This is a genomic window from Sorangium sp. So ce448 (genome assembly GCF_051520915.1).
Taxonomy (GTDB): Bacteria; Myxococcota_A; Polyangia; order Polyangiales; family Polyangiaceae; genus Sorangium; species Sorangium cellulosum_B.
The window spans coordinates 4,862,636-4,878,594 of the sequence record NZ_CP150343.1 but is presented as its reverse complement, the minus strand read 5'-3'; the positions used below and the strand labels follow the sequence as shown (position 1 = coordinate 4,878,594).

General features: G+C 72.6%; 4 protein-coding genes. 1 reads left to right on the top strand and 3 read right to left on the bottom strand.

The genetic code is table 11. The features are described from left to right. Positions 1–2: 2 nt before the first annotated feature. Positions 3–3,239 carry a hypothetical protein gene (locus WMF45_RS18355; protein ID WP_437718168.1) on the bottom strand — a complete coding sequence of 1,079 codons (3,237 nt, stop codon included), beginning with the start codon at positions 3,237–3,239 and terminating at the stop codon, positions 3–5. Positions 3,240–3,893: 654 nt separating this feature from the next. Here WMF45_RS18355 and WMF45_RS18350 point away from each other — a divergent pair. Further along, positions 3,894–9,536 carry a protein kinase domain-containing protein gene (locus tag WMF45_RS18350; RefSeq protein ID WP_437718167.1) on the top strand — a complete coding sequence of 1,881 codons (5,643 nt, stop codon included), beginning with the start codon at positions 3,894–3,896 and terminating at the stop codon, positions 9,534–9,536. 272 nt (positions 9,537–9,808) lie between these two features. Here WMF45_RS18350 and WMF45_RS18345 read toward each other — a convergent pair whose 3' ends face one another. Together WMF45_RS18345 and WMF45_RS18340 are read right to left on the bottom strand one after the other, a co-directional pair. Continuing rightward, positions 9,809–11,086, bottom strand: coding sequence for a hypothetical protein (locus WMF45_RS18345; protein WP_437718166.1), 1,278 nt, complete (start codon positions 11,084–11,086; stop codon positions 9,809–9,811). A gap of 61 nt (positions 11,087–11,147) precedes the next feature. Beyond that, positions 11,148–15,950: a sigma 54-interacting transcriptional regulator gene (locus WMF45_RS18340; protein ID WP_437718165.1), complete on the bottom strand. Its 4,803-nt coding sequence runs from the start codon at positions 15,948–15,950 to the stop codon at positions 11,148–11,150. Positions 15,951–15,959: the final 9 nt, after the last annotated feature.

The following is a 15,959-nucleotide window of genomic DNA, read 5'->3' as shown; positions in this document are numbered from 1 at the left end:
CTTCACCTCTTCCCCATCGACGCGAGCAACCAGGCATCCAGAAGGTCGGGTACGATCTGGTCGAGCACCGCGATGGCGTTCCACGCGTCCTTCCTGATCCGTGCGCCCTGCTCACGGTACGCCGTCAAAAGTTGCGCCGCCTCGGCCACGCGCAGCTCGGCGTCGACGACCGTGCGGCCGTGGCCGACCGAGAGCTCGCGCTTCGCCTTCGCCTCCGCCTCGATCAACGTCGCCGTGACGCTCGGCGCGGCGCCGGGCGTACCGAAGACCCAGGCCCGCGGGAGCGCTTCTAGAAGCTCCTGGCTCGCCCCTTGGCGGAGCTTCAGCAACGCCGCCGCTCGGCGTCCACGCAGACTGTCCTGCGTCGCGATCTCGGTCAGGTCCGACATCCGGAGCGCGAGGCGCCCCTCCCAGTCGCGGGGAAGCTCGATGGGACCACCCTCACCGAACACTTCCGCCTTCATGGATTCGAGGAGCAGCGGGGCCTCCGGCCGCCCACCCAGCGCCTCCTGATACAGCGTCAGCTCGACGACGCGCGGCATGGCGCGCGCCTGTTTGGCCGTCTCGATTAGCTCGGTAATCTCGTGGACCTCCTTGCGCCGCAGCGCTCGCGCGAGAGGTCGCCGCTCCGAGCGGGTCATGCCGAGCCAAGTGAAGCCGCGGCACTCGGTGCGGTACAGATCGAGCCACGCGAACCGGGCGCGTGCAGGGAGCCGCGCCGCCGCGGCGAGCAGGACCCAGGGCGCGCGCGCGGCGACGAGATCGAAGAGGTAGAACCACTCGATCCCGAAGGCCGCGCGGGCCCGCACCGCGCCCACGAAGCGATCAAGCCACACCTCGAACGCAGGCGGATCGGCCGTCATGTCCTCCAGCGCGCGGAGAATCTGCGCCTCCTCCTTGGACCACAACCCCTCGTCAAGCGCCGAGAGCACGCGCGGGGGGACCGCCTCCATGTCCAGGGGGATCTCCACCAGCACGCCGCCCGAATGGCTCCTCACGGGCGACCGCGCCGCGTCCGCCAGGAACACGATCCACCGGCCGCGCGACGTCGGCAGCGCGCTCGCGGCCGCTGCTGCCTCGAAGCGCTGGGGCCCGACCTTCTCGAGCCCGCAGGCGACGATCGCCGGCTCGTCGAATGGTCGCAGGACATCGAAACAGGCCAGCGCGGGCTTCTCCGGTAGATCGCGTTCGTCGAGCAGCAGCTTGAGCACGAGCTGCCCCGGGCGCGTGACACGCGACGGGTGGTGCATCCGGGGGACGACTACCTGGAAGCGATAGGCCGCCGGATCGCCGTCGACGCGGGCGGCGACGAGGATCGAGCTCCTGTCCGGCCGGAGCTTCTGCCGCACCACGTCGCGCAGTGGGACCAGCGCGCGCCCGAAGCGATCGGTGCGGCTCGTGACGAGGCGCGCCCCGCCCTCGTCCTCCAGCCACACCTCGCGATCGGGCTCGGAGCGCACCTCCACGCAGGCGTGCGTGAAGACCATGCGCTCCGTGAGGATCGCCGTCCCGTCGAGCGGCGCCTCCTCCCTGGACACGACGTCTTTCCACAAGCGCACGTAGCGTCGCGCGAGCGGCACGCAGGCACGGAGGATCTCCCCCGAGTTGAGCCCTAGCGCCGCCGCGACCTCCTGCGCGTCCGCGGGGGCCTGGATCTCGAAGCGGCCTGGGCCGAGCGCCGTGACCACCCCGTGCGGGCTGGTCACATGGGCCAGGAGCTTCGATCCGAAGACGACCCGCCGCGCCTCCACGAGCTCCACGATTTGCGGCGGGATCACCGTCCATCGGGCACAGAAGTTCCGCCCGTCGCGCGCCGTGAGGCGCACCCGCACGGTGCCGCACGCGCCTCGGAGCTGCGGGAGCCCGCTGAGACGGATACGCCCCGTCGCATCGCGCGCCACTGTCTCGAAGGGCGCGTGCTGCCCGGCGCTTACGATCACGTCGACCCCATCGGGGGCGTCGTTCACGGTCAGATCGGGCAAGCGCTCGAAGGCGCTGGTTGCGCGCGAGAACTGGGACGGCAAGCCGCCCTCGATGCTCACGGAGAGGACCCGCTGCCGGCACTCGAGCACCGTGATCTCGCCTCCCGCGGTGAGCACGCGGACCTCCCCTTCCGTGGCGGCGTCGATGGCCCAGGCGGCGGCTGCTCCCCCGGAGAGCTCCCCGGCGGTGACGCCTCCCGAGGTCTCGATCACGATCTCTTCGCGCGCCAAGAGGAGGCGGCGCTCGCCGGCGGCGATGAGCTCCTGATCCGCGCGGAGCATCCGGCCCCCCTCGTCGAACCACCACAGCGCCTGGTCCGGGAGCACCAGCGTCTCGACGGGCACCACCTGCGCCGCGCCGCCCCTCGCCGCGTAGCGCGCCACCACGATCGCGGTCGAGCTCCCCATGCCGAGGAGCCACTCCAGACGTCCCTTGACGGCGTCGTCGCTCTCGAAGCGCTTCTCCCCTTCCGACCACGCGATCAAGCGCGCCCCGTGCGTCCCGGGCTCCAGGGCCACGGTCGCATACGTCACGTCCGCGGGGATGCGCCCACGGAGCGCCGGATGCGCCAGATCCAAGCTCGCGCGGAGCTCGATTCGGCGATCTGGTAGCAGGATCGCGCGCAGCTCCAGCGCCGCGCCGAAGGACGCCGCCGGCGCTCCGCGCGGCGACTGCGCCGCGTCCCGGAACGAGGCCAGAATGGCCGCTAGCAAGCGGGGATTCCTCGTCGCCGGCAGCTCGATCCCGTGTTGATCCAGCGCGCACCGGACATCGTCCGCGCTGCCGAGCGAGGTCGGATCCACCCCGCACCGCGCCAGCCGCTCGCGCGTCGATGCGGCATCTGCGAGGATGTCTTCCAGCGCCTCGGCGGCCTCGCTCGCGTCGAGCAACTCTCGGAGCCGCCCCTGCGCAAGCAACTTAATACGGGCCACGGCGAAGCGCCGGGCGGCCATGCCGTCCTGGCCTGCGAGCGCCTCCCAGCCGATCTCCCGGCCCAGCGCCCCCACCAGCTCGGGGAGATTACCGATGTGCACGGGGAGCCCGCCTTCCCGGAGCAACGTCGCGAGAAAGCGCCTGCGGCCCTGGCGCGTCACGACCTGCCGATCGAAAGAGCGCAGGGCGTCGACCACGGCCTCGTAAAGCTCGGGATACCGCGGCGCCTCCTCGGCGCTCACCCCGATCGAGCCGAGGATGGGCCGCCACTCCAGCGCGTGCCCCTCCTGGCATAGGAACTCGGCGGCGTAGACCACGAACATGCGGGCGCGGTCCGGTGCCCGCAACGCAGCGATCCCCGTGCTTCGGACGCCATCCGCAAGCGCCTCCCGCAGTGCGGAGAGCTCGGCCGCCGACAGGTTGAGCGTGAAAAGCGGGCGCCCGCCATGGTGCCGGCGCAGCGCAGCGTTCGCCGTCGATCCTCGCGCGCTCACCAACGCACCTCGCGCAGGAAGTGCCGGACCGCGGTTCGCTTCATTGCAACTTCCCCTTTCATCAGACTTGGGTACGTCGATAAATTGTGCGAAGTGAGCAACCCTACCACCGCGACGACGCGAGCCTTATCCTCGCGCCAAGACTCGCTCATGTAAACGCCGCCCCGGAACCAGCTCCAGAACAGATCCGCGCACATCACCCACCTTCTTCAGCGGCGAGCACCAGCGACGGCGTAGGTCTCCCCGCCACCATGAAAGGAGATGTCCGTCGGCCCAGTTCTCGCTCCGGCGCGTGCCACCTGCCGCTGCGCGGCGCTGAGCCCCTCACCCCCGTCTACCCGGCACCCGCGCCATCATGTACGCTGAGCCTTCCGTCCGTAGGGAGCATCCATCGAGAAGCTGGAAGAGCTCCTAGAGGGTTCCATCGTACGAAGCGCAACTTCTGAGGAGCGGCGCTACCGCCCAGATCGAGCAACGCACGCGATGACGACTCACTATCTTCAACTGACCGGCAACGCCGTCCACAGAGCGCCAGAGTTCCGCGGGGCCAAGGGCATCCGCCCCAGCCAGCACGTCTTCGACGAGCTGACCCACCGGTGGGCCAAATCGGGCGGGAAGAACTACATCGTCGTTGCGCGGGGCACGGATGCACAAGAGCTGGTCTTGTTCTCCGATCTTTGCAGGGCTACCGCGAGGATCTCACCGCGCGGTGATGCGTTGCTCATCACGGACCTCCTCGCGCCCGTTCCCGTCCCGCCAGAGGCTGTCCGCTTCCAGGCGTCGTTCCAATCCGTCGCTCCGAGTGCAGGCTCATCGCCCGCGGATCAGCTCGATGGCTTGCTGCTTCTCCTCACCCCACCGGCGGCGCCCGTGACGTCCACATCTCTGCATCCGAAGCCTGTCGCGCCTCCGCCGCCGAAGCCGGAAACGCCCACGCTCCCTCCGCGCCGCGACATCGCCAACGAGGATCCCCTCGTGACCGCGCAGGCCCTCGACGATGCGTCGCTGCATGCGAAGCCTGTCGCGCCTCCGCCGAAACCGGAGACGCCCACGCTCCCTCCGCGCCGCCGCATCGCCGACGAGGATCTCCTCGTGACCGCGCAGGCCCTCAGCGACGACGTGAGGCGCCGGCTGTCGGGGGTGCCCCCCGCTACGCGGAGGCGCTTCTTGCCACGGAAGGCCCCTACTGTAACGGACGTCCTCACCCCCGCTCGCGAGTTCCTGAACGCGCACGGCGTCCGGACGCGCGCGTTTCTGCCCGAAAAGCTTCGGGCACTCGTGGCTGGACCTCTGCCTGGTGATGTCGAGATAGACGAGCGCGTGCACCAGGCCCTGCGGCGCGCGCTCGGCGTGCCGCTGCTGAACACCGTGTGCAACCCCGCGTCTTTCGGCAACCAGAAGCTCCAAGCGTTCCTCGCGGCGCTCTCGCAGCTGCCTTTGCTCGACGAGGATCGCGCGCAGATCTGGCTGGCCATGGCGAGCGGGGTTCGAGCTCGAGACCGACTGGTCGAGCTCGAGGAGAGCGCGAAGGACCTGAGCCACGCGGCCACCGCCCCGGAGGCCGCCTTCGCCTGGCGTCGCGCCGTTCTCACGTGGCTACGCGACGGCCTCCGCGACCTGACCGGCGACGACGAGTTCCTGGAGTCGCCCGTGGAGCGCCTCTTGGCCACGGAGGACGAGGCGAACGCCGCGGCAGTCCTCCTCCGCTGGAAGGACTACCGTGCACCGACCTCAAAGCGCCGTGCCGCCCCGCCGGAGCTTACGCCGTCGGGGGAGACGCCCGCGGATACGGCGCCGCCTCCGCGCTCGGGGCGAGTGCCGAGCCTTGGCGTCGTCTCGCCCACGCCGTCCATTGGGTCGCCGATCGTCAAGCTCAAGGCGAAGGGCAGCGAGGCCACGCAGAAAGCGGGCGAAGGCGTGCCATACGCTCGCGAAACTGCGCTGGGCGGCAGCCAGGAGGCGCTTGTCACAGGCGTGGACGCCGTGGGTGCCAGCGAGGGCTCGCAAGGCACCGGCGGGGATGCGCCGGGGGCTGAAGCGGCTGCGCCGAGGGCCGGCGACGCTGCGCAGCGCGGCGCCGAGACCGCGCAGGGTGCTCTCCATTCCACGCAGCAGATCGCCCCCTACAGCGGCCCGCCGACCGGCATGCCAGACCGTTCGGAGCAGCGCGTGGGCGGGACGCAGCCACCGTGTGTCCGCACCCTTCTGGACGCGGCGCGCGCACGCCTTTGCTCGGGAGTGAGCGAGGTCCTCCGCACGCTCCAAGCCCTGCGTGAAGTCGAGGAAGGGTGGATCGGGGCGCCCCTCAACCCGGCGCGTCCACTCCAGGTAGCGGCCGCGCTGAGCCAGGCCATCGCCGCCCTAAACGCCCAGCTCGCACGGCTGCCAGAGCAGACCGAGGTCGCCGCCATCGCGACGTCGGTCGACGAGATCGCAACCTGGCTCGGCACCAGCATCGAAGCCCCCCTCGACGACAGGCTCGTGGATCTGCTCGGCCGACCGGAGAGCCTCGATGAGCTCCAGAGCGCGCGCGCCCTCGCGACTCGGATCGAGGCACATCTCCCCGACTGGGTCTGGCGAGGGGTGACGGACCGCGCCGCGCGCGCCAGGCAGGTCATCGATGCCGGTGCGTTCGTCGACGAGGCCCAGGCGTGCTTGCGCTGGGTGGAGGAACTCCCGGCGGCGGAGCAGGAGCACGTCCGCGATCTCCCCGACCTGGGTGCCGGCACGCTGACGGAGCGACTCCGGCGAGCGTTGGAAGAGCGGGCCGCACAGAACGAACGTGAGGGCCGACTCGTGCGGATCGCAGAGATCACCACCGACCAGGATCGTGCTCGCCTGTCGGCCGGGTGGCCTGACACCGAGGCCGAGGTCCTCGAGCGAGAGGGGATCCTGCAGCGGTTCAGGGAGCTCTCGGACTCTCTCGGTACGGAGACGCTCGACGCCGTCCGGGAGCACCTGCGAACAGCATCCCTCGACGACTGCAGCAGCACGCTGCGCGACATCGACCTGGTCCGCGCTCTGCTCAATACGATTTCCAATCTCACCTTCCAGCAAATCCGGGAGATCGCCCGGCGTTTCTTGCCCACGTCTCCTGACGTGCGCTCGATCCCCGCATTCTGGTTCGATCCCCCGCTGTCCTCGAAAAGTGACGGTAGCGCCAGCGCCGCGGTGCACCATGCGCGAGGCGTCTACAAGCAAATCGACACGCTCGACTACGGGACCGTCTGCCTCCCGGTGCAGGTGCGCTTCAAGTCGCCGCTCCCAGCGGCGATCCAGCTCCGCGTCAAGCTCACGAAGCTGTCGGTGAGCTTCGTGACCCCACAAGCGCATGCGTACCGCGAAGAGATCGATCCGCTCGATCTTCCTGCGGGAACCATCCAGCACGACTTCGAGATTACGGTGGTCCTCTCGCGGCGCTTCGCCGAGGACATGGCGGCACGCAAGAGGGAGCTGCAAGTATCGATCACGGGCACCGCGCCGGACGGCGGGAGCGAGAAGACCACGCTAACCTGGAAGGTGCTGGCGCTGACAATGCCGGAGCTGCGCGATCCCATCCCCCAGAACGTGGAGCCGGAGGACATGCTGCGCTGCCGGCTCGGCGTCGAGCGCCGCTACGACGCCTTGCTGAGCATCTTGCGCCAGGGGGCCTCGTCCTTTTTCGTCTATGGCCCCCGGAGGTTCGGTAAGACGAGCTTGCTTCGTGGCGTACAGAAGTTCATCGGAGCCGACGACATCGTCCTGCTGGACCGCGTCGCGGCCAGCCAGCGACCGCTGGCGAGCCTGTGGGACGAAGTCGCGAAGCGGTTCGAAGCCAAGTTCAGCCCCAGGAAAGTCTACCGGGATCTGGAAGATGGGCTCCTGCCCGTGGCGCACGCCTACGACTCCGTCCGCGAAGAGGCGGCAGCGCGCGGGATTCGCGCCATCTACGTCCTCGTAGACGAGGCGCAGGCGATGTTCGCGCATCCGCGGCGCGAGCAGCTGGCGGAGCGGCTCAAAGAGCGAATGGAGGACTCGTGGGCGATAGTCAAGCGCGACGAGAAGGTGCAGCGCGCAGCGGTGCTCTTCGGGTTCGTCGGCCAAGGCCATCTGCAGAAGCTGATCAGCACCAACTTGCGCGCCTCGCTCAAGGAGTTCCACCGATTCGAGTTTAGCGATGACGAGATCATCGACCTGCTCCAGCGCACCACCACTAGCGGCGGTGGCCTGCAGAGCTCCCGCGAGGCGCGCGAGCACCTCGCGAAGCTCTCCGGGAACCTGTTCATCCTCGGCAAGCTCTTGGCGGAAATCCTCACGCTCTGCCGGGAATCGCACCGAACCTGGTTCATTCGCGCCGACGTCGACCGGGCGAGCGCGAAGATCGAGACGGACTTCCGCAACGGCGACACGGCAATCTGGGACTGGGTACGTGATCCGCTCAACGAGAGCGACAACCTCAATGACTGGAAGCCGAGCACCGCCTACCCGCTGGCTCTCGCCTGGGCCGGTGCGCGCGCGCAGAGACCAGCCGGCGGGAGCGCCGGCCGTGCCGAAGCCAGGGCGCTGCTTCGCAAGCTCTGCCCCGACGCGGAGCCGCTCGATGAGCGGCTGAACGAAGCCGAGGGAGAGCTCGAAAACCTGCGCGTCCTCAACGATCATGGTGAGTTCAAGCTGCCGATGCTGGAGCGGCTGCTCGCGATTCGCGCGCTCAGCCCGCGCCCGCTCCATGACGATGCCGAGCGCGAAGCCGCGCAGCGCCTCGGGCTCCACCGGGTGCGGCGGCCGGCACGCATGAGCAGCAGCGACGCCGACGAGACGCCCGAATTCGAGGGCGGCCAGGCCCGGATCTGGCGCGCGGAATGGAACAACCGCGCTGTCGCAGTGAGGGCGATCTCGCTCCGCGAGACACGGGCGAGGGCGCGGTTCATCCACGAGGTCGCGCTCCTCCGGAAGATCGGCGAAGCGGGCGACCAGCGGGTTCGGGAGCATCTGCCCCGTATCCTGCAGATGGGCATCGCGGACGATGATCCTCAGCAGGGGCTCGTGGTCTACGAGTGGATCCCGGGCTATCCGCTCCCCGAGGGCAGCATGACGGAACCCACGGTCGCGGAAGTGGGCCTGCAGATGGCGGAAGTCCTGGCGGTGCTGGAGCGTTCGGGCGTGGTTCACCGCGACATCCGGCCCGCGAATGTCCTCCTTCGCGTCCCGCAGGACGACGATGCTCGCAAGGTAGAGATCAACGTCGTCTTGATCGACTTCGGGCTGGCGCGGGCGGTCGAGCAGCTCCGTGGCGGTCAACGCTCCATCGTCGAAGGCGTGGCGGAGTTCATTCCTCCCGAGGTGCTCAACACGAGCGACTCCTCGGCCTGGTCGACCGCCGGTGACGTGTACTCCACCGGCACCATGCTGCGGAAGCTTCTGAAGACGGACCTGAGCGCCGCCACGAACGCGTCCGCAGCCTCCCACCAGCTCCAAGATCTCCTGGGCCGGATGGTGATCCCTCGATCCGAGGATCGCCCGCGGGCCGGAGAGCTTCGAGAGCGCTTTCGCGCCATCGTGCAGAGCATGCGGGACGAGCGCCGATCGAACGGACTGGCGGATATGGCGGCGGCGCTCGAAAAGCGGATGGTCGGTCTCCCAGCCCCGGTGCGAGAAGCCGCCCAGGACTCGATGCGTAGCCTGACCTTCATCCGTGCCGGGATGCTCCGAGGCACCCGTCGCCACGCAGCCGTGGCTGCGATGCTCGAAGTCGCGTTCCGGAGAATCGTGAAGGCGCGGCTCCCGCGCGGCTACGCCGCCCCCACCAGCGTATACCTGCGCAGCGCCCGTTCACTGCTCGACAGTGCAAGGTTACGAATTCCCGCGTGGCTCGACGACACGCTGCTGGACGTCACGGGTCGGCTACGCAACGCCGAACATCATCCCGACGCGTTTAACGAGATCGTCGACCGCGCTCTCCAGCTACTAGGCACTACGTTCGCGGCGCGGGATGCGGACACAAAGCTAGTCGAAGCGCTGGCCCACGTCGCGCAACTTCTCGACGAGCTCACTCAGAGTAAGGCCGTCGCCTCTTTCGTCAGCGAGGCCCTCCACGCCGGCGCGCCCAACGGCGGCCCGGTGCACGCATCCTGGATAAGTCGTCCTTGAGGCGGAGGCCAAGCCCGAATGGTTAAGGCGAAGCTGGCCGAGTGGCGCAAAGCCGCGCTGGAGGCGCTGAGCGGGCCGGCTAAGCCCCGCCCTCGTCACGGCGTGTACGGAAACAGGATCGGCAGCTGCGACGCAAGGAGAAGGCGCTGGCCAAGGCGGCGACGCTGCTGGTGATCCAAAACAACCATCTCGGGCGGCCCCCCACCTGTAGACGAGAAGCTCGATCGAGTCGAACAGCGACACAGTCCGCCTACGTGCCAGGTGGCCCCCGATCACCGGGCGATGCCGTGGAGCTCCAGCTCGCCTCCCGGCGAGCGCGCCGCGACCACGGTGATCGTCGCAGAAGCCGACGGCCCGAACAGCTCGAACGCCGAGAGCCCGGGGACCTCGACCGCGGGCGCCGAGAGATCGGCCGGCCTCCGCCGCAAGGACGCATTGCCGTCCGCGGGCCGCTCCACCCACTCGATGAGCTCGCCGCGGACCTCGGGAAGCACGTACGGCCGGCCCGACTGCTCGATGCTCGCGGCCAGGGCGTCGCCGTCCGCAGGAGCGGTGATGTCCCCGATCCGCAGATCGAACTGCTCGTACTTGGGCTCCGGATGAAACGGCGCCCATTCGAGATAAGCCACCACCCTCTCTCCGGCGCCGAGCATCGGGAAGGACTGTTTGCCTTCCCGGAATCGCGGGACAGCGCGCCTCGTGCGCCGGTCATAGACAACGATGTCCGCTAGATCGCGCTCGTCCTCGTCGAAGCGGCCGTCGGGATCCTCGGAGAAATCAGCGAAGGCGACGTGCGTCGCCGAGATGTCCGGGAAACGCTGCTGCCCCGGGCCGGACGCGATCTGGACCGCCTCCGCCTGGCCGATCTCGTACAGGAAGACGTCCGTGTCGCCGCTCTCGTCCGCGGTCAACCAGCCCGTCAGGACCACGGCGTCTCCCGCCACGCGCGGCTCGCCCGCGTGATCGAACGGGCCGCGGATCGTCTGCGTCTCGCCACCCCGGCGCACGCGCACCACGCGTGCTCCGCTGTCCGTCGCCTCCCACACCACGACATCGCCGGCGAGCGCAGGCCGGCGGGGCGTCTCGGCGGCCGGCGCGAGGAGGAGCTCTTCGCCCGTACCGAGATCACGCAGCCTCAGAGCGCCGCTCACGTCGCCCGCCTCGCGCGGCGCGACGTAGGCCAGCAGGCAGCCGTCGATCGCGTAGGGGGGAGCTCCGGGCGCCTGCGGGGCGCCCGTGTCGACGCTCGAGGCGAAGACGGCGACGCCGTCGGCCGCGGAGGCATCACACGCGGCGGGCGAAGGCGGCTCGGCGGGGGCGCCCCCTCCGCCGTCCGGCAGGGGCGCCGGCGATCCGTCGACGGCCGCGGGCGAGCAGCCCGCGACGAGCAGCGCGAGCGCGAACCGCCCGCCCCATCCACGGCGAGCGCGCGGCGCTCGATGGCAGGGGCGCGGGGAGATCGGAAAGACCGTTTCTCCTGCCGCGCGGCCCTGTCGGCGCTCCTCCTCGAGCCTCGATGTGTTCAGTGCTCCGGAACCGCTGCCCTTCATAAAGAGTCCTCCACGACTGCGTTTGCTTGCCTCTCTGTCAGCAGCGCCTTCACGAGGGGGTTCACTCCGCTTTCCTCTGCGACCCGGAGGGGGCGCGCATGCCGAGGCGCGCCATGCGCTTCTTCAGACCGTGGCGCGTGATGCCGAGGCGCTCGGCCGCGCGGCTGATGTTCCCGCCGGTCTCCGCGAGCGCGCGCCGGATCGGCTCGCGCTCGTCGTCCTCGGCCAGCGCGTGGCGCGCCTCGCCCGGGTTTCCCCGCCCCGCGGCCGGCGACGGGACGGGTCCGGCCATCGGCGGCCGGGCCGGCGACGCTGGGCGCTCGGCGGCGTCGGGCGTCCGGCGCGCGCTCGCCCGCGGCGCGCTCGCCCGCGGCGCGCTCGCCCGCGGCGCGCTCGCCCGCGGCGCGCTCGCCCGCACCCCTCGCGGGAGGTGCTCCAGCTCGACGCGGCGCACGCCCAGCGCGGCCAGGCGCTGGACCAGGTGCGCGAGCTCCCGCACGTTGCCGGGCCACGCGTAGGCATCGAGCGCCGCGAGCGCGCGCGGCGCGATCTCGATGGGGGCGCCCGCCCGAGCCAGGTACCCGGCGAGCAGCAGCGGCACGTCGCCCTCGCGGTCGCGGAGCGGCGGCAGGTGGATCTCGATGGCGTTCACCCGGAAGAGCAGGTCCTGCCGGAACGCCCGCTCGGCGGCCGCCTGCGCGAGATCCCGGTTCGTGGCCGCGACGATCCGCACGTCGAACGGCCGCTCGTCGTCGCTGCCCACCGGGCGATAGCGCCGTGACTCCAGCGCCCGCAGCAGCGCCGCCTGCCGCGCGAGCGGCAGCTCCCCCAGCTCGTCGAGGAAGAGCGTGCCGCCCTCGGCCCGGGCGAGAAGGCCGGGGCGCGCGCGCTCGGCCCCCGTGAACGAGGCCCGCGCGTGGCCGAAGAGCTCCGCCTCGAAGAGCGCGTCGGGTACGGCGCCGCAGTTGATGGCGACGAGCTCACGCGAACGGCGCGGGCCGAGATCGTGGAGCGCGCGGGCGAAGAGCTCCTTGCCCGTGCCGGTCTCGCCCATGAGGAGCACGGGCAGATCGCTGTCGATGGCCGCGTCGAGGCGCGCGAGCGCCCGGCCCAGCGCGGCGCTCTGGCCCAGGATGTCGGGGAAGCTCCTCCGCGGCTGGGCCGCGGGCACGACGGTCGTGTCGGCGCGCCGGAGATCGGGCGCGGGCTCGGCGAACGAGGCGACGCAGGGAGGCGCCGGGCCTTCGCGGCGGGGCTCTTCCGGCACGCCGGGGCGGGCGAAGAGCCGCAGGAAGAGCCCCGCGAGCGACGCCCAGCGAGCGGCCCGCGCCTCCGTGACGGCGTCGAAGCACGCCGGGCGGAACCGGTGCTCGACCACGATGAGCGCGCGCGGAGGCCCGGGGAGCGCCGGATCCGGCGAGGCCGCGCTCGCCGCCATGGCGCGCGCGCCCGTCGAGGCGTGACCCGCGCCGACGCGCAGCACGAGCCGCGAGCCGCGGCCGCCCGGCGTCTCCACGTCGCGCTGGTAGTGGACGGGCGCGGCCTGGCTCAGCGCGAGCTGCGCCAGGTCGGGCGCGATGCGCCGCGCCGCCTCGGCGATCTCCAGCCCGTCGAGGTCGGCGCCCCAGGCCGCGATCACCCGCCCCTGCTCGTCGACCACGGCGAGCAGCGCGCGCTCGGCCCCCGACTGCTGCACGAGGGCGCGCGCGAGCCCGACCGCGGCCTCCGCGGCGCCGTCCGCGATCGCCGCCGACGCGAGCCACCCCCAGAGCGCGTCGTCCTCTCCGCTCGCCGCCGCCGTCATGCCTGGGCCAGCATACGCGCCGCCCGCCGCCGCAGGTGCGCCCTGCGCCGCCGCCGGTGCGCCCTGCGCCGCCGCCGGTGCCCCTTGCGCCCCATGCGCGCCGCCCCGCGCCGTCGCCGCGGCCGGCGCCCGCCGTGCTGCGCCCGGCCGCGCCGAGCGCAGCACGTCGAGCGCCTGCGCCTCCACCTCCGCGAGCATCGCCGCGCGCGCCCGCCGCGCGGCCCGGATCGCGCCCCGCGCCGCCCGCCGGGGCTCCGCCGGCAGCCTGGTGAGGTACGCCTGCGCCTCCGCCACCTGGGCCCGCGCGTCCACCAGCGGGTCGTTCGCCCGCACGCCCGGGTCCAGCGCCGCGAGCGCCGCGAGCGCCCGCCGCCCGTCGCCGTCGAGCAACGCCACGTTCGCCCGCGCGATCACGAGATCGGCCTGGATCGCCGCAGGGAGCGACGCCGCGAGCGCCCACGCCTCCTCGATGCAGCGCTCCGCCGCGCGCGCGTCGCCGCGGCGCACCTCGATGTCCGCGCGCGCCGACAGGCACCAGCCGCGCCCCGCCACCTGCCCCAGCGACCGCGCGAGGCGCATCGCCTCGTCGAGCGCGCCGAAGGCCTCCTCGTAGCGCGACGCCTTCCCGAGCGCGATCCCGAGGTTCATCAGGCACGAGCGCATGCCGGCGCGGTCCCCGAGGGTCCGCTTGACCGCGAGCGACGCCTCGAACGTCCGCACCGCGCCGTCCACCTGGCCGCGGTACAGGGCGACGACGCCGGCGTTGTGGTGGAGCCGCGCCACCTCCTCGACGTCGTCCACGCGCTCGCCTTCCACGTCGTCCACGCGCTCGCCCGCCGAGGGCAGCTTCGCCTGCGCCCCCGCGAGCCACGCCTCCGCCTCGCCCCAGTCGGCGCGCATCAGCGCCACGAGCCCCAGCGTCGACAGCGCGAACGCCTCGGCCGTCCCGCCGCCGAGCCTCCGCGCCGCCGCGAGCGCCGCGAGCGCCTGCTCCTTGGCCGCGGTCGCGTCTCCATCCCGCGCGCGCTTCTCCGCGCGACGCCGCAGCGCGAGCACGAGCACCCGCTCGTCGCGCTGCGCCGCCTCGTCGAGCCACGCCACGACCTGCGGGTGCGCCGCGCCCACGCCCGCGTCCCGCGTCAGCCGCTCGAGCCTGCAGAGGAGCGCCGGCGTCCTCCGATCGGCGTCCTCGCCGAGCGCGAGCAGCGCCTCGATCTCCTCCGACCGCAGCCCGGCCTCGCGCGCCTGCGCCGCGGCCCGCTCGTGGAGCTGCGCGCGCCGGGCTCTCGTGCACGGCGCCGCCGCCGCCGAGAGGAGCGCCGACGCGGGCGCGCCCGGATCCGCGAGCAGCGCCGCGGCGACCTCCTCGGCGACCTCCGGGGTGGCGAGCGCCGCGGCGAGATCCTTCGCCAGGGCGGGAGCGGACAGCGTGGTGAGCGCGCCGGCCGCCGCCTCCCGCCGCGCGACCAGCGCGCCCGCGAGCAGCTCGCCCAGGGCTCGCTCGCCGGAGGCGCCCGGCTGCGCGCCCCCCCGCGCGTAGGCCCGGCCGCCGCGCCCGAACCCGAGCGAGCAGCGCGCCTCGGGCAGGGCGCCGCCCGCGATCGCGATCGCGGCGAGCGTCGCGCAGGCGTCGGCCGACAGCCCGCGCACGCGCTCGATCGCGGTGTCCTTCGTGAGCGGCACGCGGCCGAGCGACGCGAAGAGCCACCCCGGGTTCTTCCCCGACGCCACGGCGGCCTCTCGCACGCTCGCCTCGTCGTCCACGCCGAGCGCGCGGCACAGCGCGGCGAAGCTCGCGTCGCCGAGCGGCCCGAGCGCCACGCACGCCGCGCCCTCGGGCGCGCTCCGGGCCGTCGCGACCACCTCGATCGCCGCGCCGCCGGGCGCCGCCGGCCGGCACCGGTACGCGTCGAGCGCGGCGCGGAGCTCGGCCGGGGCCTGATCCAGGTCGTCCAGCAAGAGCAGGAGCGGGGGCCCGTCGCCGGGCGGCGTCACGAACGGCGGCGCCCGCTCGGCGCCCCGGAAGAACGCGATGAGCCGCAGCTGGAGCGGGTCGGCCTCGCGCGGGAACGCCACGTACCGTGCGCTCCGCCCGGCGAGCAGCGCCCGCGTCACGAGCTCGCGCCCGAGGTGGCTCTTGCCGGCGCCGCTCGGCCCCGTGACGTAGCGCACGCGGCCTGACGGTGACGGCGCCTGCTGGAGCGCCTCGAGCTCGCGCTCCCGCCCGATGGGCGCGGGCGGCGCCCCGACGGCGATGCCCGCCTCCGCGGCCGCGACGCCGAGCTGCCGGAGCACCTCGCGCGCCTCGGAGGGGCGGTCTCGCGGGTGCAGCGCGAGCAGCGCCTCGATCACCTCGGCCACGCTCGGCTGGACCCACGACGCGCCGTCGCGCAGCGGGCGCCGCGCGCGCAAGGGCCCGGGCGGGCGGCCCGCGGCCGAGCACCACGCGAGCGCCCCCAGGCTGTAGAGGTCGGACGCGGCCGACGGCGCGCCCCCGGCGAGCAGCTCGGGCGCGGCGAACGCCGAGGTGAACGCGACGGCGCCGCCCGGCGCGCGCGCCCTCGACACCGCCGCCCCGAGGTCGAGGAGCACGGCCTCGGCGCCGCCCCCGCCGAGGGGCCGCAGCCGGACGTGCGCCGGCTTGAGATCGCTGTGCACGAACCCCGCGTCGTGCAGGGCGGCGAGCGTCCTCGCGACGCCGGCGAGCACGCCCGCGAGCCGCGCCGGGCGCTCGCCGGCCGGGGCCCCCTGCACCCACGCCGCGGCGTCGTCGCCGGCCACGTACTCCTCGACGAGGAAGGGCGCTCCCGTCCGCTCGTCCCGCCCGAGATCGTGCGCCCGCACAACGCCGGGGACGCGCAGGCGCGCGAGCAGCGCGAACTCGCCGAGCAGGGTGTCCTCGCGGAAGGCGCCCTGACGGAACACCTTCGCGACGAGCTCGCGCCCCCGCGCCTCGCGGTCGATCACGCGCCCCACGACGCCCTGCGCTCCCTGTCCGAGGATCTCGCCGGGCTCGTACCGAGCATGGGCCACGAAGGGCTCGCGCCGCGGGGCGTGCATGGTGGAGAG

Coding starts and splice junctions, on each gene's coding strand:
- WMF45_RS18355 (WP_437718168.1), bottom strand. CDS start 3,239: ATGTTCGTGGTCTACGCCGCCGAGTTCCTATGCCAGGAGGGGCACGCG.
- WMF45_RS18345 (WP_437718166.1), bottom strand. CDS start 11,086: ATGAAGGGCAGCGGTTCCGGAGCACTGAACACATCGAGGCTCGAGGAG.
- WMF45_RS18350 (WP_437718167.1), top strand. CDS start 3,894: ATGACGACTCACTATCTTCAACTGACCGGCAACGCCGTCCACAGAGCG.
- WMF45_RS18340 (WP_437718165.1), bottom strand. CDS start 15,950: ATGCACGCCCCGCGGCGCGAGCCCTTCGTGGCCCATGCTCGGTACGAG.